Raw genomic sequence first — 18,384 nt, forward strand, 5'->3', positions numbered from 1 at the left:
CGACCCGAAGCCAAGTAGAACCGTGCGGACATCAGCACAACCAAGGCAGGACCCATCCCGACAACGCGGGCCGGGGAGCCGGCCACGGGCGGCCTGCCCGCCAGACCGCCCAGGAACGCCGGGGAACGACCTCCCTGGCTCGGGGAAAGACACCACGACGAGGAGCACCCCGATGAGCACTTGCACTCACCCCGGCGCGCAGGTCCACGGCCTGATCGGCTCCGGCCCGATCGCGCCGAGCGGAGCAGACCCGGCTGACCTCGAGCCGATCGAGTGGAGCCACCTCGCCGAGCCGCTACGCCCGGGCGAACGCATGTCGGCCGCGATCGGTGCCTGCAGCAGCTGCGGGGCGCTGGTGGTCTCGGTGTCGACCTGGCACCCCACCGACGGCCACGGCGAACACGCGGTGCAGTACCGGACCCCCTGGACCTCGATGTACGGCCGGAACCCATCCGACCCTGTCGCAGCTGACCCCGCAGGCCGCCCACCGCTGCCGGCCACGCTGGTCGGACTCGGCGGTGAGGATCTGACACCGAGGGGCTGACCCCCGCCCTCGAGGACTCGTGCAAGATGTCGGTCCTGGGATGCCGCCCGCTGGCGTGAAGGCACCCGAGATAGAGCACCCGGCCGCTGCCGTGATGCAGCTGTAGCAACGGCCGCTGGTGCAGGCGGCGAGCAACCCCGCCTTCACTAGCGACGCCTGCGACCGCGCTGACAGGTCCGTTGCCGCCGACGCTTGCGGCGCTCACCCCAGGGCCGACGCACTGCCCTGATGTTGCACCGGTCCGGTGTCAGAATTTCTGAAAGATGGCGGGCGTGTCGCGCTGTTCTGGTTTCAGAAAACCGGGCAGGATCACCGCCATGGCGAGAAGACCAACAGGGCGCCCGTCGAAGGGCCCGCGTGCAGTGGTTCTTCCACGGGTACTGCTGGCCGACGATCTTGCGCTCAAGACGCTGGCCACCAACCTCGGCTGGTACGTCTCCGAGACTGCCGCGAAGCTCATCAACATCGGGCTCCAGCACGTCGACGAGCTCCCAGACGAGTTGCCTCTTCGTGTCCCCACCAGCGAGTCGACAGACTTCACCGCCCGGATCCCCCTCACCGACGACCAGGTCGTCCGCGAGATCGCCCGGGAACGCGACCGCAGCATCTCGCTCGTCGCCGGCTCACTGATCCACCTGGGCCTGCGCTACCGCAACGAGATTCCGGGCCAGATCCCGGTTCAGTACAACCGCCCGGAGCAGCCCCTGACCAAGGCCTCCTAAAAGAACGAGACGGTCTCCCTGCCAGGAGACCGCCTCGGATCGTTCTCGCGTCAGCCGGACCTGCACCCGCCTGATGCCGTAGCCCCGGCGAACCGGGGCCGTTACCCCACCTGCGAAGAAGGGGCGCTTTCGCGTGTCCAGGATACATCCTGGGCCGGGAGCCAACCACCTTAGACACGGGGCGAATTCGTCGTGCCCGGAAAACCGCCGCTCACCAGCGGCGGAGACCGGGTTCTGCATCTGCTGCTACGAGCACGGCGCGTTCACCCTGGCCTCCGGCCCCACCTCCGACCTCTGCCTGCTCCACCAGCTCCCCCTCGGCGCGCAACCGCCCGCCGGCGACTTCGGCATCCGCCGCACTGCCGCACCTCGTCGCGCGCCGCGCGGCCGCGCCGCGCGCTCGACCTCAGGCTCATCCAGCGGTCCCGGGCGCCCGAGCCGCGCTCTGCCGCCCACCGCCCGAGCGCGCGCCCGCGGTGTCACCCGCGCCCGCGCCCGACACGCCCGCGGGTTCACCCCGCACCCCGGGTGGCGCAACTTCATCGACCGCGAGTGGCGGGTGCTGACCTCCCAGCCCGAGGCCCTCGGCTACATCGCCCGCCTCGTCGACGACGAGGAGTGGCGCTCGGACAAGCGCGCGAGCTGGTCGGCGATCCTGCGCCGCCTGGTCTGCCACATGGACTGGGACACCGGCCTGATCACCGGGCTCACCACCGACCGCCTCGGCGCCGCCGGCGGCCGCGCCGCCCGCACCGTGTCCCGCGTCCTGGCCTGGGCCCGCGACCGCGGCTTGCTCGTTGTCGTCGAAGCCGGGGCCAGCGCCGAGTTCCTCGGCACCGACACCGGCCGCACACCGACCTACGCCCTGGTCACCCACAGCCCCCTCCCCCAGCTCACCACCCCGACCGACCACGCACACGAACACCCAGCTCAGACCACTGTGGATGAAAGTGGCGACCTCCCCACTTCTTACGTGAGTCTTAAGCCCTTGTCGGGCGGCAGACGGTCTAGCCTCACCAAAGCAAGCAAGTGGCATCCCTACAACGTCCCCGACACCCCCGGTGCAAGGAACCGGGCCACCCTCACCCTGCTCACGCTTCTCGGCCTAGGAGGCCGACAACGGGGCACGATCGACATCTGGCGTGCCCGGTCGCTGCTCAAGCCGTGGTGGGAGGCCGGCGCGACCGTCGCTGGGCTGCGCCACGCACTCGAACACCACCCCGACCATCCCGACCGACCGCGTGGACCGGTCACCACCGGTGCCCGGGATCCCCTGCGGGTCATCGGCGCCCGCCTGCGCCCCTGGCAGGGACGCCTCGGCGAGATCCGCGCCGTACAGATCGGCCGGATGCGCGCGAGCACCGGCAACGGGCCCACCCCTCCTGCGCCGCTGTCGCCGGTTCTGCGGGACCGGCCGGCGGGACGAGGGGCCCGGATGGCCGCCAGGGAAGCGCTCAGCGAGCACCTCCGCGAGCTGCGCGAGGCCCGCGATCTCCCGTCGAGCCGTACACAGGGAGTCCCGCACCGGTCTGGGACGAGGACCAGGCGGATCCGATGAACTGGCCGTGCCGCCGCAGCAGGCCCCCTCCGGGCTTCGAGTCGAGTTCGGTAGGGGTCCCGAGAGAGTGCTCCTAGCCTCCGTCAGGTCCAAGATCACCAAGCAGGAGGAGTAGGACCATGCGGGTTCTCAGATCCACGATGATCGGCCTCGCACTCGGGGCCGCCACACTGACCTCGGTCGGTGCCGGGGTCGCCGCCGCAGCTCCCATCGCCCCTGCCCAGTCCCCAACCTGGAGCTACGTCGCGCCCTACAAGAACAGAGGAGCATGTGACGCGGCGATCGCGGCCTACCGGGGAGCGCCCGACACCTCGAAGTATTGCTGCATCTCCAACGGGAACCCGACCCAGAGCCAGGAAACCAGCTGGTCGCTCTACAACCTGCGGTGCTGACCACGACTGACCGCGCCGCCCCAGACGACGACGGCCCGCCCCCGGCAGTAACGGGGGCGGGCCGTGCGGCCGTCCCGGGATGTGTGACCGGGACGGACGGCCTACAGATTGGCGCGGTACTCCGGTGATCGCATCACCCGCTCCAGGTCGGCCCGCAGGACCGCCGAGTCGGCGCGCTGACCAAAGACCTGCGCCGGCACCGAACGCTCGTCCTCCAGCGCGGCGAGAACGACGTGCTCGACCGTGAGCGCGTTGAGGCCCTGATCGTGAGCGAGCCGAGCTGCACGATGGAGCACGGCCTGGAGCCGAGGTGTCGGCGGAAGCTCGACGGGCTTCACGATCTCCTCCGCGTCCGGTGCGTCCCGCGGATCGCAGCCGTTCAGGCACGACCAGCGGGTCCCGATCGGTTCGGTTCGCCCAGCGACGGACACCGGCTCGGACTGCACCGGCCCGCCGCACACCGGGCAGGCATCCGGCACCCGCAGCAGCGGAGTCAGGTCTACGCGTTCCATCACCTCAGTGTGCGCCCGGTCAGCGGACCCGGAGCAACACCTGGACACCGGTGACGTCGATGATCTGTGGGAAATTGACGATGTCGCCGTTCGAGAACGGGATACTCGAGCCGTCGATGAGGTACAGGTTCCCGCTGCTCGGGCCCGCGTTGAAGCCGTTCGCGCCGAGGGACACCGACACCACGCTGTTGACGGGGCCGCCGCCGTCGAAGCAGGTCGTACCGAAGTTGTCGAACGGTGTCGACAGGGCGAATGACGTGGTCGAGGTGCACGGCACCTCCTATGTGGCGTGTGCCGGTGTTGCCAGAGCAAGCGCTGTCCCGATTGAGAGGGCGAGGGTGGCGAATACCGCGAGGGCAGCGCGGGACGCGGACTTGAGTCGTGCTCGCATGATCTTCCGATCCGTCGTAGCAGTGGGTGTCCGCGCGGACCCGCTAAGCTACGGAATCGGATAAACGGGCCGATACCTCCAATCGGAGCAAATAGCGATATCGAGTCACTTACTCGCGTAGACCACCGGGCGCGTGCCCTCCGGCGCGGCCTCCTGCTCCAGTTGTGCGGCCCGGGTTCGGGCACGGGACGCGGTGATGCGCTTCAGCACCGCCGAGTCGTACACCGCCTGGATCCGCGACACCGCCGCGTCGGTCAGCTCCTCCGCGGACGACCCGTCACCGCTCAACGCTCGCCGGCCTTCCACCGCCGGATCGCGTCCCGCATCCTCCACGCTGGGTCCTCGCGGCGCCGCCGATCCTCCGCCTCGTGCCGATCCATCCGACGTCGCCGCTGCTGGTGCAGCTCCGCCAGGTACGCCCGCCCCTCGTCGGTGGGGAAGCCGTCCGCGTCGACGAGTCCGTAGCGGCGCAGCCACCGCAATGCGGTCCGGGGCTGCGACCCCGGGCCCTGCCCGCTGTCGACGAGGCGGTGCAGCGTCACCCGCTGGAGAGGCGTCAAGTCCACATCCCCGATCGTGGCGCAGCGAGTAGCCGGGCCGCCACTGGGCATCCGGCCGGGGTGCGGTGTCCGGTCGACCCCCGCGCCGAGCCGCACCCGGCGGCCGGGTCCACCCCGGGGGGATGCGGCCCGGTCGCCCGAGCTCGCCCCGGAACGCGGAACGGGCCGCCCAGGTTGCCAGGGGCCGGAGCCGTATGGCCGCCCAGCAGAGCTAGCTTCAGGCGCTCGCGGCCGACCGGCAGGCGCTCACCAGGTCGTCCACCATCCCGGCGCCGTCACCAGCCAGTGTCGCCAGGTTCGACAGGTCACCGCGACCGGCAGCGGCCGCGATCATCTCGTGTTGCCCCGTCAACACGCGCGACGCCGCAGTCACCCCCGGGTCGTTCGCGATGATCGGCACCTCGGACATGCCGTCCATCGCCGTGCGAGTTTCCCGCGCCAGCTCGGGCAGGTCCGTCTCACCGGTGGACAGGCCCTGCGCCGCTGGGGCCCAAGCCTCCATTACCTCACCGGCCCGCTGGCACGCTCGCACGTCCGCCGGGTCCGGCCCGGACGCCACCGGAGCGGCAGCCGGAGCGGCTGCCGACGGTGCGGGCGGAGCGGTCGCCGCGTCGAATCCGTCCTGCGCGGCGTGAAGCGCCCCGGGTCTGGTGGAGGTTCTGAAGCCACGGGAAGGTGGTCTTCGTGCCGGCACCGAGGAAGTTCAACGACGAGATGCGTGAGCGGGCCAAGCGCATGGTCCGGGAAGCACGACAGCAGGAGCCCGGCCTGTCGGTCAACGCCGCCTGCAAGCGGATCGGGCCGCAGCTGGGGATCCTGCCCGATACGCTGCGGGGCTGGTGCAAGCAGGCCGATATCGACGACGGGCTGGCGCCTGGGACCACGACCAGTGACCGCGACGAGTTGACCCGGCTGCGTCGGGAGAACGCCGAGCTGCGGCGGGCGAACGAGATCCTCAAGACCGCCTCGGCGTTTTTCGCCTCGGCGGAGCTCGACCGCCGACTGCGGTGATCGTCGACTACATCGACGCCCACCGGGACCGGTTCGGGGTCGAGCCGATCTGTGCCGTGTTGACCCAGCACGGCGCCACGATCGCCCCGAGCGGCTACTATGCAGCCAAGACCCGCCCGCCCTCGCGGCGAGCACTGTCCGACGCCGCCCTGGCCGAGACGATCGAGGCCACGTTCTGGGACCGGACAAAGGGCCGCGGCGTGTACGGAGCCCGCAAGATGTGGCACCAGCTGCGCCGTGACGGCGTCACGGGCGCCGCAGGGAGTCCGGTCGCCCGGTGCACGGTGGAGCGGCTGATGCGCCAGCTTGGCCTGCGCGGGGTCCGCCGCGGACAGCCGGTGCTGACCACCCAGCCCGACCGGCAGGCCACACGCGCGCCTGATCTGGTCGACCGGAACTTCACCGCCGCCGCACCGAACCGGCTTTGGGTGGTCGACCTGACCTACGTGCCGACCTGGTCGGGGATGGTGTTCACCGCGTTCGTCTCCGACGTGTTCTCCCGGCGCATCGTCGGATGGCGCTGCGCCGCCTCGATGCCCACCGAGCTTCCGCTCGACGCTCTGGAGATGGCGTTGTGGACCCGTGATAGCGCAGGTCAGACCACCGACGGGCGCCTGGACGGGCTGATCCATCACAGCGACGCGGGCAGTCAGGGCGGATTCAACTGGTCGTCGCAACACCTCGATCATGGAGGTGTTCGGCAGTGGCGACGAAGGACTGGATCGCGAAGACGAGCGAGGTGCCCGAAGGGGCTAGACGTCAGTGGCGGGCGGATCGGGCGTTGCGGCCCCCGATGCGTTCGCCTGGGCGGCCCGAGCCCTCGCGTGCGGTGCAGCGGCAGTTCTGGCGGTTGATCGCGACGGGCATCACCTCAGCCGAGGCGGCGCTGAAGGTGGGCGTGTCTGTGCCGGTCGGCGCACGGTGGTTTCGCCACGCTGGCGGTATGCCTCCGATCTCACTGGCCGAGCCCAGCGGCCGCTACTTGTCCTTCGAGGAGCGTGAGGAGATCGCGATCCTGCACGCCAAGAACACGGGAGTGCGCGAGATCGGCCGGGCGATCGGGCGTGACCCGGGGACCGTCTCTCGCGAGCTGCGTCGCAACGCGGCCACCCGGGGAGGGAAGGCGGAGTACCGAGCGCTGGTGGCGCAGTGGAAGGCCCAGCAGGCAGCGAAACGACCGAAGACCGCGAAGCTCGCGAGCAACGACGAGCTGCGGGAGTACGTGCAGGAGCGGCTCGCTGGGGGCGTGCGCCGGCCGGACGGCAGCATCGTCGTTGGGCCGGAGCCGCCAGCATGGAAGGGGCTGAACAAGCCGCATCGGCAGGATCGGCGGTGGGCGACCGCGTGGAGTCCGGAGCAGATCTCGCACCGTTTGAAGGTCGATTTCCCGGATGATGAGTCCATGCGCATCAGCCACGAGGCGATCTACCAGTCGCTGTTCATCCAGGGCCGTGGCGCGCTCAAACGCGAACTCGTCGCCTGCCTGCGAACAGGACGTGCGCTGCGGCAGCCGCGGGCTCGCGCGCAGAATCGCCCGCAAGGACACGTCACCGCCGATGTCGTGTTCTCGAAGCGCCCCGCAGAGGCGGCGGACCGTGCTGTTCCCGGGCATTGGGAAGGCGACTTGATCATCGGCACCGGTCGCTCCGCCATCGGCACGATCGTAGAACGCAAGAGCCGCTCGACCCTGCTGGTGCACTTGCCGCGGCTGAACGGCTGGGGTGAGACCCCGCCGGTCAAGAACGGTCCCGCGCTGGGCGGATACGGCGCCGCGGCGATGAACGCCGCCCTGACCATGTCGATGACGACGCTGCCCGAACAGCTCCGCCAGACGCTCACCTGGGATCGCGGCAAGGAGCTCTCCGGACACGCCCAGTTCGCGCTCGAGACAGGCACGAAGGTGTTCTTCGCCGACCCCCACTCACCCTGGCAGCGGCCGACGAACGAGAACACCAACGGGCTTCTGCGGCAGTACTTCCCGAAGGGCACAGATCTCTCGCGCTGGTCCGCCGAAGATCTCGAAGCCGTCGCCCTCGCGCTCAACAACAGGCCCCGCAAGAGCCTCGACTGGAAGACCCCCGCCGAAGTGTTCGAAGAGCAGCTACGCTCACTCCAACAACCCGGTGTTGCAACGACCGGTTGAACCCAGGCAGTACTGCGCCATCCGGTATGGCGACCGCCTCGCCGAGGCCGGCGCGATCGCCTCGATCGGCTCGGTCGGTGACAGCTACGACAACGCGATGGCCGAGTCGGTGATCGGGCTCTACAAGACCGAGTGCATCGGTCGTGACGGACCGATCCGCTCAGTCGACGATCTCGAGCTGGCCACCGCGAGCTGGGTGCACTGGTTCAACACTCACCGGCTGCACTCCATGATCGGCAACATGCCGCCGGTCGAGTACGAACAGAACTACTACGCTCACCAACCAGACCGAGACACACCGATCTCGGGAGAACCCAGCCTCCACTGAACCCGGGGCGCTTCAGCGTCCCCGTTCCCGAACACCGACGCAGCACCGATCAGCGCGAACACTGCGACGACGCCGATCCCGATTTTCTTGGCGCGCGGCATCGGGGCCGTGCCCGGCTGGGCCGGCTCAGGCAACGGGGCGCCCTGCGCCGGGATGAAGCCATGCTGCGGCGAGGGCGGCACAGCAGGGCCCACACCCCGCTGCACTGGCCGGAGCTGATGCGTCGGCGCGTCCATGGGGTTCATCCCAGCTGGGGGAGCCCCCGGACCGGGGCCTGGTGCGGGCAGCGGCGCACCGGTGCCCTGCATCGGGCCCGGCCGCAGTGCCCGCGGCGGAGTCGGTGCCGATCTCCTCGGCCGCCGGTATCCCTCGGCTTCCAGCCGCTGCTTCGCAGCTTTAGCGAGCAACTTGTCCCGCTTCACGGGGTCGGTGGCCTTCGCGGCGCGCTCCTCGAGCTGCCGTGCGGTGGAGTCGGCCATCTTCGCGAGGATCTCGGACATATTGGATTCTTCTGGAGCGAACAGGCACGGCGACGGGGAGCCGGCGTACAGGTCGGAGCGGGTTGCGATGAGACGCCGCCGAAGGTGCGGTGGTGCACCCTTCCGACAGATCGTCAGGCAGCCGTAAGGCTGCGAACCGGCCCGTCGGCGTCAGGTCACACCGATGCAGAGCACATCGACCCGCCCGTAACGGGCGACGGTCGTGGCGAGCTGACTATCGGATCAGCCGGCCGGATGCGTCAGGCGCCGGTCCCGTCCCCGATGTCGGCCATACGGGCGTCGAGGAAGTACTCCCGCCAGTGCTCTGGGCGACTCGGCGGTGCCGGCGTCTCCGCGTCGAGCAGCGCCACCCGAGCCTGGCGCGCGCCGTAGCTGGGATCGTGACCCCGCAGCGGCGGGAACTGGGCGGGGAAGTACCGGGGGCGATCGACACTCCGCTCGGAGGTCAGTGCCGGCGGATGCTGGCCGGCGGAGCCGGCCTCCTGGACGGCGTCGTCGTAGCGGCGGCGTTCTTCCTCGGTCACGCGGTGCTTGCCCGGGGCGCACTCGCGCCCGTCGATGGCCACTGCGAGGTTGGTGATCGCGGCCGGGAGCCAGCGCACGTGCCACTCGGCTACCAGCTCCGGGCGGGTTCCGGGGGCGCTGGAGGAGATGTAGAGGGTGCGTAGCCACGCGAGCTCACGCACCGCGCGCGGGTGCACCGGCCAGCAGTCGGGTAGCTCCAGCCGCGACAGTTGGTAGTCGTCGTTGAGCACCTCGGAGACGAATCCTCCCAGGGCGTCCCACGCGGCGTGCTTGGCGGTGCGATCCAGCTGCGACCAGCGCAGCGCCGGGGTCAGCGACAGCGCCTCGTCCTCCGCGTCCCCGGCACCCGCCCCCGCAACGGCGGCCTCGACCGCGCCACCGAGGGCGGCAACCCCTTGTTCGACGTCGTCAAGCCGGGGGCTCATGCGACCGAGAATGTCGGCGATCTCGGCGACGTGACCGGCGGTCTCATCACCCTGCCGGGCCGTGGCGTCGAGCTCGCGCTGCACCTGGCGCAGCTGCTCCCCCACGACGACCGCCCACGGCCGACGCCCCCCAGGAGCAGATCGATCCTCGCCCTGCGGCGGTCCCGGCCCATCGCTGGTCACAGTGACCGGTCTCCCCTCGTCTCAACGACACGGCGACAGTGGCTGGTCCGGCGCAGGTGCGCTGGACCAGCCAGATCTACGCGGCCACCGGACCCACCGCCTGCGCGGCGGCAGGAACCCCACCGCGCGTCACACCGGGCGTCCAGGTGATGATCGCAGGCGGCGGGCACAGGTCAGACCGCTCCCACACCGGACTGACTCGCACCACGGTCGCGGGGGTCGCGCGATGGATCAGCAGCGCGTGCCACTGCGGGATCGTGCGCACCCGGTCGACCGGGCACACCCGCACCTTCTCGTAGCGCTCCTCGCCCCCGCCGGTGTACAGCGGCTCGTGCCTGTCCCCACACAACACCGAGGCCTTCTCCAAGTCCTCACGCAGCGACAGCCCCCCGAAAATGACCTTGGCGTTGGTGGCGTTCCAGATCGTCTCGCCACCCTTGGTGCCCCAACGCTGAGCGAGCTGGGACGGTGACTGCACCGCCCACTCGATGTGGATCCCACGGCCACCGGCGTCGGCCACCCAGCGGTCCAGCGGCACCGGTGTGATCAACGCAGCTTCGTCGAGGAACAACCCCAGCGGCGGATCCAGACGCCCCTTCGGCCGCGACGAGGCGACCCGTTTGGCCGTCTCGAAAAGATGGCCCGTCATCGCCGCCAACAGCGGCGCGATCGAGGCATGCTCGCGGTCCGACCCGACCACGAACAACGATCCGCGACCAGCAACGAGCTGCTCGACATCGAGCTCCTGGCCGCCCGCGTCACCGGTGACCAGAGCAGCAACCTGCGGATCGGTCATGAACTTCACCGCTTCGGACAAGGTCATGAAGATCGAATCGCGGGTCTTGCGGGCATCGGTCGCCAGAACCTGACGCAGAGCATCCAGCGTCCCCTCCGGAACGCGCCTGCCGGGATTCCGGCCCAGGATCTGCAGAGCCTCGCCGGCTCCACCACTGCGCGCGTCACTGGTCGGGGAGAACACCCACCGGGCAACCGTGGCCATATCCGCGCCGGACAGGTCCGCGGCCATCAGCAAGGCGGTGAGCACACTGACCGACCACTGATCCCAGCGATCACCGCCGTCCTCGCTTGTCGACACACCACCGACCAGCAACCCAGCCCGCACCGCAGCCACCTGCGCGTCCGCGCACCCCGACACCGGAGACCACCACACCGAGGACCTCAGATCGCCGAGCTGCTCGGGGTTGAACAACCACACCGGGCCCTGCTGAGCCCGTTTCCCGCCGCAGTAGGTGTACAGGTCGGGTTTGGTCGAGGTGGCCAGCAGCGGGCCGTCGTGGTCGAGGATGTGATGGCCCATCAACGCCGTCTTCCCGGTCTGCGGCGGAGCCACCAGACCAACCACATCCCGATGCGATGCATAACAGTCGGTACCGATCACCGGCCCGACCACCGAACGACCCAGCCAGGTCCCACACCGCCGGGCCGGTAGGCGCTCCACCAACCCGGGGACCAAGCCGCCCCCAGACCCGTCACAGCTGACCTCCGCGGTCACACTGGGCCTGGTCACCGCGGCGACCAGGCGAACCGCATGCAGGGACAGGTGCCGATGCAGATCCCACCACCCGGCCCACCCGTCGACTCCATAACCGGTCCGGACCCGGGACCTCTCGGTGTGGGCATAGGCCGCCCTCCCGATCGGGATCGCCAGCACCGCGCCGCCGCACGCCGTCAGGACGAGCCCAGTGACTGTCACCAGCGTCCCGGGAAAAAGCAGCAGGCCTGCCCCCAACACCAGGCCTGCCGCCGGCACCACAACGGGCATGACCCGGCGCCACACCAGCAGCGCGGCGCCGCCCGTGACGACGGCGCCGACCACGATCGCCACGACCGCCGGCCCACACAGCAACACCATCCCCAACGACAGGGAACACCCGGCGCCCACCTGAATCACTCCTCGGGACAGGACCGCGGCCGAGCGCTGCCCGAGCCCAGCCCACACCGCAGAGGCCACGACCGACCGCACCAGCGGTAGCAGCACCCACCACCACACCCGGCTCACCGCCCACCGCACGGATCTCCACGCAGCGGCGGTCGGCCCTGACGGCATCGGAGGGCGGGACGAGGCGGAGTCGCGGAGTGGATCCGGATCGGTCGCCCGACTCTGTTGGGGCTCGAACGTCGACGAGTCCTCGGGGGCGGGGAACACGCCGTGCAACTCGGCAGAAGTCATGCGCTCACCCCCACCGGCGTAGAGCGCTCCGCCCCCACGACGACCAACACACCAGGACCGTCTGAGGCGATGTCGTGCTCCGGAGCGGCAGTCAGGCCTCCACGCCGCTGCCGATCGGTGGCACCCAAGTTCTGTGCCGTACCCAGCTGTCGTTCGGCTTCCTCGATATCGCGGCGCCCAGTGCGCGCCGACTGCCCGAAGATGGCGCCGACCTGAGAGCCGGTGAGCTCCACCGACGGAACCAGGCCCCCACGTATCAGGTCCTTGACCTGTTCGACCCGAACCGCCGGGGCCGCGCTCAGGAGCTCCTCACGGTCCCAACGGCCCACGACGTCCGTACCGTCCGCGGGACGAATCTGCGGCTCACCGTCAGCGCCACCCGGTGCGGACACAGCCTGCAGCTCGGTGGGGTCGGCGGCTGTGGGCTGAGCTCCTGCGATGCCTATCGCGGCAGCGGCCTCAGCAACTGTCGCCGGCCCCCGCCCCGAGTCCGCCGCAGCGGCCTTGACCGCCTCGGTGAGACGGTCCCGGATCTCCGGCGCAGCCTCGGTCGCGACGAACACGACCAGCGGCGGAACCGAGTGCAGCAAAATCAGCCCCGGATCCAGCGCTCCCCACGCCTTCCAGGTGTTCATCGCATACGTCGCGCCCAGCGTCGCCCAGCGAGCGCGACGAGCCCAGACCGGTGTCGACAGCTGCCACCGCGACGTCGTCTGCTCCGCAAGCACCACCGCGATCAACACCAGCGACACCATCGGATCGAGAAGCCACGCTGCCCACCAGCCCGGGGACCACCGCGCTGTCCCCTCCGCCCCGAACTCCTGCACGTTGGTCATGCAGAACGCCATCCCGAGCACGATGCCGCTCCACATCAACCGGTTCACCGTCCGGCGAACCCGCTCAACCTGCAACGCGACCACATCGGGATGCACCGACAGCGCACGGATCTGGGCCGAGTGCTCCGCCTCGGCGGCGAGCTGAGCGGCCCGCTCCCGCAAGGACTGCACGGACCTACGCTGCGACATCCACGCCCCCGGCCCATACCGTCGAGGTCAGCCGGGCGGCACGGGCCCGCAGACCACGTAGCCAGATTGCCGTCGAGCGACGAGCTCTGCGGCTGTCCGTCTCAACGGTCTCCGGATGCGGCACGGCCTCCACCGCGCACACACGGCACACAGCTCCCGGCGACGCGGTCAGCGACGCCGGCGCGATCACCGCGCCGCACATCGCCCGGTAGCACCCCCTGCCGAGGCCCGAGCTGTGGTCGTCCGGCCCGATCTCGTGCTCGAGACCGTCGACGGCCGTCATCTGGACGAACGCACCGCCTCCAGCGGCCAGGGGCCCGGGACGGGGCGGGAAGGACACTGCGATCCTGGACATGGGTCGTACCCCTCGAGTCGAAGTCAGGTCGTGCGATCCACGCCTCGGCGGGTGCTGCAACACCCGCCGAGGCACCTCAACGCTAGCGAATATTACGAATATTCTCTAGCGTGGTGTGTGGTTACTCCGGCGTAACCGCGCCGATTGGCTCCTCGTTGGACGTTTCGCGGGTGGGGGTCGGCCGCTACGCTCGTCGGTGCTCGTGGAATATTCGTCATGAGGCACGCGGAGGCGGAATGCGCAGGATCGCGGACATGGGCTGCGAGGGCGGGAACTGCCCGAACACCTACGCCACAGACCGGGGAACGATCGTCGTGCAGGGAGACGCAGTGAGCGGTGACACCGACGCGGTCGTGGTCCCGAACGAGCTGCTCCGCCGACACGCCCACGCCACCGGGCAGCCCGACTGGCCCTGGACCGTCAGCCCCGCCGGCGATGACCGCGTGCTCGTGCGGGGCAGGCAAGTCACCGATCCGATCGTGCTCAACACGATCAACGCCCCCAGCCACGAGAACCTCGTCGAACTCGACCAGGAGGCAGTCGCATGAGCGCAGAGGAGCTCGGGCGGATGTACGACCGGTTCACCGACTACGCCTGGCGCTACGAGGGACGCGACGTCTACACCGTCGACGGAGAGCAGGAACGCATCCAGGCGTTCCTGCGCGAGGGCACACTGCCGCGCAAGACCCGGGACAACAACGGCTGGATCCGCATCGTCGAGGACGCCCGAACCCGCGGAGCGCAGATCGGACGCGTGCGGGTCGTTGGCCGACCCGTCACCGACTACACCCGCTTCGAGTTCGCCGCCTACCCCGACAACATCGCCGCCGGCGAGGACATCGAGGTCATCGACCGCGAACAGCTCGACCCAGCCTGGTCTGAGGTCCCCGACTTCTGGCTCTTCGACGACACGACGGCATTCGTCCAACATTTCGACGACGAGGGGCGGTTCCTCGGAGCCGAGCCTGTCGAAGACGTCGCGCCGTTCGTCCAGATCCGCCAGCTCCTGATCGACCTGGCCACGACGGTGCCGGCCGGGCGCTACGCACTCGACACCGTGCCCCGCCAGCGCACCACACCGGTACCCGCACCGCCCGCCCTCACCGTCCCGTCACTGAGCCGGTAGTCCCCGAAGGAGTCCCTGGTTGCAGAAGGCCAAGTCACAGCTCGGTTCGCGCCTGCGCGCGCGCCGGAAGGCTGCCGGGCTCACCGGTACCGAGCTCGGCCTGCTGCTCGGTATCTCCCAGGCCACCGTCTCGAAACTCGAGACAGGTCAGACCCGACGTCTCGACGAAGACCTCATCCGGTCCTGGGCCGAACACACCGTCGATGCGACCGGCGCGGACCTCGACTCGCTGCTCAGCCTCGCCGCCGAAGCCGGCGGAATGGTCGACTGGACCACGTTGCATACGGCCGGATGGCGTGCCCACCAGGCGCGATACGACGAGCTGGAGCGTACCGCCACCCAGATCCGGGTGTTCCAGAACGCCATGATCCCCGGACTCTTGCAGACCGCCCGCTACGCCAACTTCCTGATGCGCGAGGTCGTCGGTCTCGATGCCGAGGATGCCGATGCCGCCGTGATGGCCCGCGTCGCCCGCCAGGAACTGCTCTACCAGCCCACGACGAACTTCGATGTCGTCATCACCGAGGCCGTTCTGCGACACCGTCTCGGCGGCCCGGCAGTGTTGGCCGAACAGCTCCGCCGCCTCGCCGAGGTCGCCGACTTCCCGACAGTCTCGCTTCGCATCATCCCCACCGACACCGACATGCCCAGCAGATACGGGGCGAGCTTCGACCTGTTCGAGTTCACCGGGCAGGACACTCCGGCCACTGTCGTCGTCGAGCTCGAGGCCAGCGAGTACCGCGAGGACGACCCCACCAGAGTGGAGTGCTACCGGCGCCGGCACCGCATCTACCGCGACGCAGCACTCGATCCCGGGCAGTCCCGGCAGCTGGTCCGCCAGCTGGCCGACGACTCCTACGCCCAGATCTTCAACAGCACCGGCCACCCAGCCGAGTAGAACGGTCAGCAACGGGCTCTGCCCGTGCAACTGAGGAGGGCACAGCCTCGATCAACGACACCCGCACTGCGGACCACCTCACATCCGACCCCGGCCATGGCCTGAACTCGGCTGTCGACGCTGCTCTCGAGCATGCCCGTCGCGCCGACCCGACACTGCGCGCATTCCTCGAGATCGGACGCCTACCCGGCGGCAGCACCCCAGCGTCCCCTCAGGACGCTCCTGGCCTAGCCGGCCTGCCGATCACCGTGAAAGGCCGCCGGGGGCTGCATCACCCCGCTGCTCAACGCATGATCCACGCGGGCGCAGTAGCGATCGGCACCACTACGGTGCCCGGACCCGGAACCCGCCACCAAACCTGGGGTCACACCGATCGCGGCCCGACCCGTAATCCGTGGCGACCGGACCTGTCCCCCGGCGGGTCGTCCGCCGGCGCCGCCGCGGCGGTGGCTGCCGGAATCGTCCCTCTGTCCTGCGGAAGTGATGGAGCCGGATCCGTCCGCATCCCGGCCGCGTGGTGCCACGTGATCGGCTTCAAGCCCACCACCGGCCGTGCCCCCACCTCCGACCCGACAGGGCTCGCCGTGCCCGGCGTGCTGGTCCGCGACCCGACCCTCCTGCAGCACTGGGCCGCAACCGTGCTCCCCGACTGGTCCCCCCAGGTAGGGACATCACCGAGCCCTCTGACGACCGCAGCATGGTCGGCCACCCTCGGCTACGCCGGTCCACACCTCGACCCCGAGGTGGCCGGGATCGCTGAACGAGCAGCCCAGGCCGTGTGCGCCCGCGCCGGCCTGACCCTGTCCCGACCCGGGGTCACCCTCACCGACCCCGAGCGCGCCTGGACGACGCTGCGCAGCACCTCGTCGAGCGCAGCCGAACTCCGCCACGCTCAGCGATCGCGACGCGACCACAACACCCGGCTCGCCGCGCTCTTCCAGAGCGCCGACCTGCTGCTGACACCCACAACCCCCGGACGAGCACACGGCCACGACGGCCCCGGCGACCACCTCAGCGTCGCGCTCACGTGGGGCATCAATCTCTCCGGGCACCCCGCAGCCAGTGTGCCGGCCGGATTCACTACCGACGGCTGCCCGGTCGGCCTGCAGATCATCGCCCGTCCCCGCGCAGACGAGCTGCTGCTGCGACTACTCGACGCCCACATACCCGCGGCCCCGATCGCTCCCCCACTCAGCAGGCCATGACGAACCCGGAGCCGTGAACGATGATGAACACCATGACCTCGGCCCACACCCACGGCCTGACACTGGCCAGCGACGCGATCCTGAGCTGGACGCACCGCTACGGGTCGACAACGTCATGCCTGGCGCGGCTGCGCGGCGCCCGTGACCCGGCCGCGGCCGATCGCCTCCTGCTGACCGTCGTGCTCAGCGAGCTCCGTGGCCAGCCCCGCAGCCACTACATCCTGTCCGACATCGCCGGCGCCGCGAACAACGCGTACGCCCAGCTCGTGCCGCGCAGCGTCGATCCGAGCACGATCACCTGGCTCGTCCACCACGGCCAGTTCTCCAGCGTCGACCCCACTGGCCCGGACTTATTGACCCGCGTCGGCCTGCACTGGACACTCGACCGCTACACCGCCCCGGGCTGGGACAAGGTCATTCGGCTCAACTACGACGACTCCGACCGACTGCTCGGCGAGCTCCGACTGCGCCCGGTCGAGGAGGTCCTCGCCGCGATGCCGTGGGACATCCCCCGGCCCCGGCAGGACAGCGCCGACACCGGCACGCCCCAGGGATGACCGGCACATCCCAGACCCGCGAGGTCCCGGGCCGCGCCATCCTCAGCGAGGTGCGCGACACCTACCGCGACGCCTACGCCGCGACACTGCAGGAACACGGCGTCAGGGTGATGGTCGTGCGATTCGAGTCAACGACCGACGCCCCACTCTGGGCCACACGAATGGAGGCGTCCCGCATCTCGGCCGAACAGAAGGTGCGCACCTTCACCGCGCTCGGCGTCACGCCAGAGCTCGTCGTCGTGCCCGACACCATCGGCGACAGCGAGATCTCTGAACTCATCCACCGCGCCAACGACGACCCCCTCGTCGCCGCGATCATCGTCCAGGCCCCGCCACCTCGGCCTGTGCTCGCGCTGCTCGACGAGATCGACCCTGCCAAGGACATCGACTCGCTCGGTGTCTTCGCGCCCCGCACAGCATGCGCAACCGCGGCCGGCGTCGCGCGCATCGCCGAGCCCTACCTGGCCGACGCCCGAATCGCAGTGGTCGGCAGCAGTGGCTTCGTCGGCTCCGGCGTCGTCGCGCTCCTCCACCAGGGCGGCCACGACCCAATGCTCCTCGAGGTAGGCGACGACCTGCGACGGCTCCGCGACGCCGACGTCGTCCTCTCCACCACCGGCAGCCCCTGGCTGCTCACCCCCGACCACATCCACCCCGGGCATCGCCTGGTCGTCGACTCCGGATTCACCCCGCACCCAGCAGGCCCCCGCGGCGACCTCCACCCCGACGCGGCCCTACTGCCGCGAAACCTCACCCCCGTCCCCGGGGGGATCGGACCGGTCGAGATGGCCGTCCTCTCAGAACGTCTGGTCCAGCAAGCCGCCGCCCCCGGCCTCGACTCGTGGCACTTCCACGGCCTCGACACACAGCACCGAACGCTCACGACCGTGCACACAGACGTCGACCATCAGCTACAGCTCCACCACGAGATCCAGAACGGACAGTTCCAGGCACACGAGCTCGGCGACGCCATCGACGAGGCCTATGAACTCGATGAAGAGAACGGCTTCGACCTGGACTAGCGACAGCTGCGCCACCTGGGATGAGCTGCCGGTGAGCGCAGGGTCCGGGGAGGCCACGACCGCAGCCGGATGGGCCGTGGTGACTCTGCACCCCGCGGCCCGGCTTGCCCGACGATGCCGCGCCTGCCGCACCCGACACGGGTGACACCACGGTCGCCACGTCGGCTTCCGGTCGTGTGCTCGGGTGGTGTCACGCCGATCGGGCGAGCGC

Annotated in this window: 21 protein-coding genes, 1 pseudogene and 1 other annotated feature; of the genes and pseudogenes, 14 read left to right on the forward strand and 8 right to left on the reverse strand. The window is 70.0% G+C overall.

Going from position 1 to position 18,384, the window contains the following annotated elements:
- Window positions 1–172 precede the first annotated feature (172 nt).
- The 4 genes from DMP15_RS28205 (at window position 173) to DMP15_RS28220 (ending at window position 3,216) form a co-directional block, all read left to right on the forward strand.
- Window positions 173–544: a hypothetical protein gene (locus DMP15_RS28205; protein ID WP_100877196.1), complete on the forward strand. Its 372-nt coding sequence runs from the start codon at window positions 173–175 to the stop codon at window positions 542–544.
- A 362-nt stretch (window positions 545–906) separates the two neighbouring features.
- The gene (locus tag DMP15_RS28210; protein WP_075313129.1) at window positions 907–1,266 is read left to right on the forward strand and encodes a hypothetical protein; all 360 of its coding nucleotides are present in this window, start codon (window positions 907–909) and stop codon (window positions 1,264–1,266) included.
- A 559-nt stretch (window positions 1,267–1,825) separates the two neighbouring features.
- Window positions 1,826–2,824, forward strand: coding sequence for a hypothetical protein (locus tag DMP15_RS28215; protein WP_337826759.1), 999 nt, complete (start codon window positions 1,826–1,828; stop codon window positions 2,822–2,824).
- 119 nt (window positions 2,825–2,943) lie between these two features.
- On the forward strand, window positions 2,944–3,216 hold the full coding sequence (locus tag DMP15_RS28220; RefSeq protein WP_281010704.1) for a hypothetical protein: 273 nt from the start codon (window positions 2,944–2,946) through the stop codon (window positions 3,214–3,216).
- Between the two features lie 101 nt (window positions 3,217–3,317).
- Here DMP15_RS28220 and DMP15_RS28225 read toward each other — a convergent pair whose 3' ends face one another.
- From DMP15_RS28225 to DMP15_RS28245, 5 genes are all read right to left on the reverse strand, one after another.
- Window positions 3,318–3,728, reverse strand: a complete 411-nt coding sequence (locus DMP15_RS28225; RefSeq protein ID WP_281010705.1) for a Clp protease N-terminal domain-containing protein — start codon at window positions 3,726–3,728, stop codon at window positions 3,318–3,320.
- Between the two features lie 19 nt (window positions 3,729–3,747).
- The gene (locus DMP15_RS28230) at window positions 3,748–4,005 is read right to left on the reverse strand and encodes a hypothetical protein (RefSeq protein WP_281010707.1); all 258 of its coding nucleotides are present in this window, start codon (window positions 4,003–4,005) and stop codon (window positions 3,748–3,750) included.
- Between the two features lie 219 nt (window positions 4,006–4,224).
- The gene (locus DMP15_RS28235; protein WP_281010708.1) at window positions 4,225–4,407 is read right to left on the reverse strand and encodes a hypothetical protein; all 183 of its coding nucleotides are present in this window, start codon (window positions 4,405–4,407) and stop codon (window positions 4,225–4,227) included.
- Window positions 4,404–4,679, reverse strand: coding sequence for a hypothetical protein (locus DMP15_RS28240; RefSeq protein ID WP_337826760.1), 276 nt, complete (start codon window positions 4,677–4,679; stop codon window positions 4,404–4,406). Before DMP15_RS28240 ends, DMP15_RS28235 begins: the two co-directional genes overlap by 4 nt.
- 217 nt (window positions 4,680–4,896) lie before the next feature.
- Window positions 4,897–5,181, reverse strand: coding sequence for a hypothetical protein (locus DMP15_RS28245; protein ID WP_337826761.1), 285 nt, complete (start codon window positions 5,179–5,181; stop codon window positions 4,897–4,899).
- A 182-nt stretch (window positions 5,182–5,363) separates the two neighbouring features.
- On the opposite strand from DMP15_RS28245, the gene DMP15_RS28250 reads away from it, so the two are divergent.
- The 4 genes and pseudogenes from DMP15_RS28250 to DMP15_RS28265 all read left to right on the forward strand — a co-directional run.
- Window positions 5,364–5,690: a transposase gene (locus DMP15_RS28250; protein WP_337826762.1), complete on the forward strand. Its 327-nt coding sequence runs from the start codon at window positions 5,364–5,366 to the stop codon at window positions 5,688–5,690.
- Window positions 5,648–5,779: a sequence feature (AL1L pseudoknot), on the forward strand. It overlaps the preceding gene by 43 nt.
- Window positions 5,687–6,544 carry an IS3 family transposase gene (locus tag DMP15_RS28255; RefSeq protein ID WP_337826763.1) on the forward strand — a complete coding sequence of 286 codons (858 nt, stop codon included), beginning with the start codon at window positions 5,687–5,689 and terminating at the stop codon, window positions 6,542–6,544. It overlaps the preceding feature by 93 nt. Before DMP15_RS28250 ends, DMP15_RS28255 begins: the two co-directional genes overlap by 4 nt.
- On the forward strand, window positions 6,484–7,833 hold the full coding sequence (locus DMP15_RS28260) for an IS30 family transposase (protein WP_443217716.1): 1,350 nt from the start codon (window positions 6,484–6,486) through the stop codon (window positions 7,831–7,833). Before DMP15_RS28255 ends, DMP15_RS28260 begins: the two co-directional genes overlap by 61 nt.
- A 7-nt stretch (window positions 7,834–7,840) precedes the next feature.
- Window positions 7,841–8,161: pseudogene (locus tag DMP15_RS28265) on the forward strand (transposase); the annotation flags it as partial.
- A 739-nt stretch (window positions 8,162–8,900) separates the two neighbouring features.
- Here DMP15_RS28265 and DMP15_RS28270 read toward each other — a convergent pair.
- The 3 genes from DMP15_RS28270 to DMP15_RS28280 all read right to left on the reverse strand — a co-directional run bounded on the left by DMP15_RS28270 (window position 8,901) and on the right by DMP15_RS28280 (window position 12,992).
- On the reverse strand, window positions 8,901–9,695 hold the full coding sequence (locus DMP15_RS28270; RefSeq protein ID WP_337826764.1) for a hypothetical protein: 795 nt from the start codon (window positions 9,693–9,695) through the stop codon (window positions 8,901–8,903).
- 175 nt (window positions 9,696–9,870) lie between these two features.
- Window positions 9,871–11,640 carry a type IV secretory system conjugative DNA transfer family protein gene (locus DMP15_RS28275; protein ID WP_337826765.1) on the reverse strand — a complete coding sequence of 590 codons (1,770 nt, stop codon included), beginning with the start codon at window positions 11,638–11,640 and terminating at the stop codon, window positions 9,871–9,873.
- Window positions 11,641–11,981: 341 nt separating this feature from the next.
- Window positions 11,982–12,992 carry a hypothetical protein gene (locus DMP15_RS28280; RefSeq protein WP_337826766.1) on the reverse strand — a complete coding sequence of 337 codons (1,011 nt, stop codon included), beginning with the start codon at window positions 12,990–12,992 and terminating at the stop codon, window positions 11,982–11,984.
- Window positions 12,993–13,601: 609 nt separating this feature from the next.
- Between DMP15_RS28280 and DMP15_RS28285 the strand changes: the two genes are divergently transcribed.
- The 6 genes from DMP15_RS28285 (at window position 13,602) to DMP15_RS28310 (ending at window position 18,173) form a co-directional block, all read left to right on the forward strand.
- Window positions 13,602–13,913: a hypothetical protein gene (locus DMP15_RS28285; protein ID WP_337826767.1), complete on the forward strand. Its 312-nt coding sequence runs from the start codon at window positions 13,602–13,604 to the stop codon at window positions 13,911–13,913.
- On the forward strand, window positions 13,910–14,491 hold the full coding sequence (locus DMP15_RS28290) for a DUF6879 family protein (RefSeq protein WP_281010717.1): 582 nt from the start codon (window positions 13,910–13,912) through the stop codon (window positions 14,489–14,491). The genes DMP15_RS28285 and DMP15_RS28290 overlap by 4 nt, the downstream gene beginning before the upstream one ends.
- Window positions 14,492–14,510: 19 nt before the next feature.
- Entirely contained in the window at window positions 14,511–15,389 is an 879-nt protein-coding gene (locus DMP15_RS28295; RefSeq protein ID WP_281010718.1) for a DUF5753 domain-containing protein, read from the forward strand.
- Window positions 15,390–15,679: 290 nt separating this feature from the next.
- Window positions 15,680–16,594, forward strand: a complete 915-nt coding sequence (locus DMP15_RS28300; protein ID WP_281010719.1) for an amidase family protein — start codon at window positions 15,680–15,682, stop codon at window positions 16,592–16,594.
- Between the two features lie 32 nt (window positions 16,595–16,626).
- Window positions 16,627–17,151, forward strand: a complete 525-nt coding sequence (locus DMP15_RS28305) for a hypothetical protein (protein WP_337826768.1) — start codon at window positions 16,627–16,629, stop codon at window positions 17,149–17,151.
- A 50-nt stretch (window positions 17,152–17,201) separates the two neighbouring features.
- Window positions 17,202–18,173 (forward strand): tetrahydrofolate dehydrogenase/cyclohydrolase catalytic domain-containing protein, encoded by a 972-nt coding sequence (locus DMP15_RS28310; protein WP_337826769.1) that lies wholly within the window; start codon window positions 17,202–17,204, stop codon window positions 18,171–18,173.
- Window positions 18,174–18,384 lie beyond the last annotated feature (211 nt).

The organism is Pseudonocardia sp. UM4_GMWB1, assembly GCF_017312155.1.
In the GTDB taxonomy this organism is placed as follows: Bacteria; Actinomycetota; Actinomycetes; order Mycobacteriales; family Pseudonocardiaceae; genus Pseudonocardia; species Pseudonocardia alni.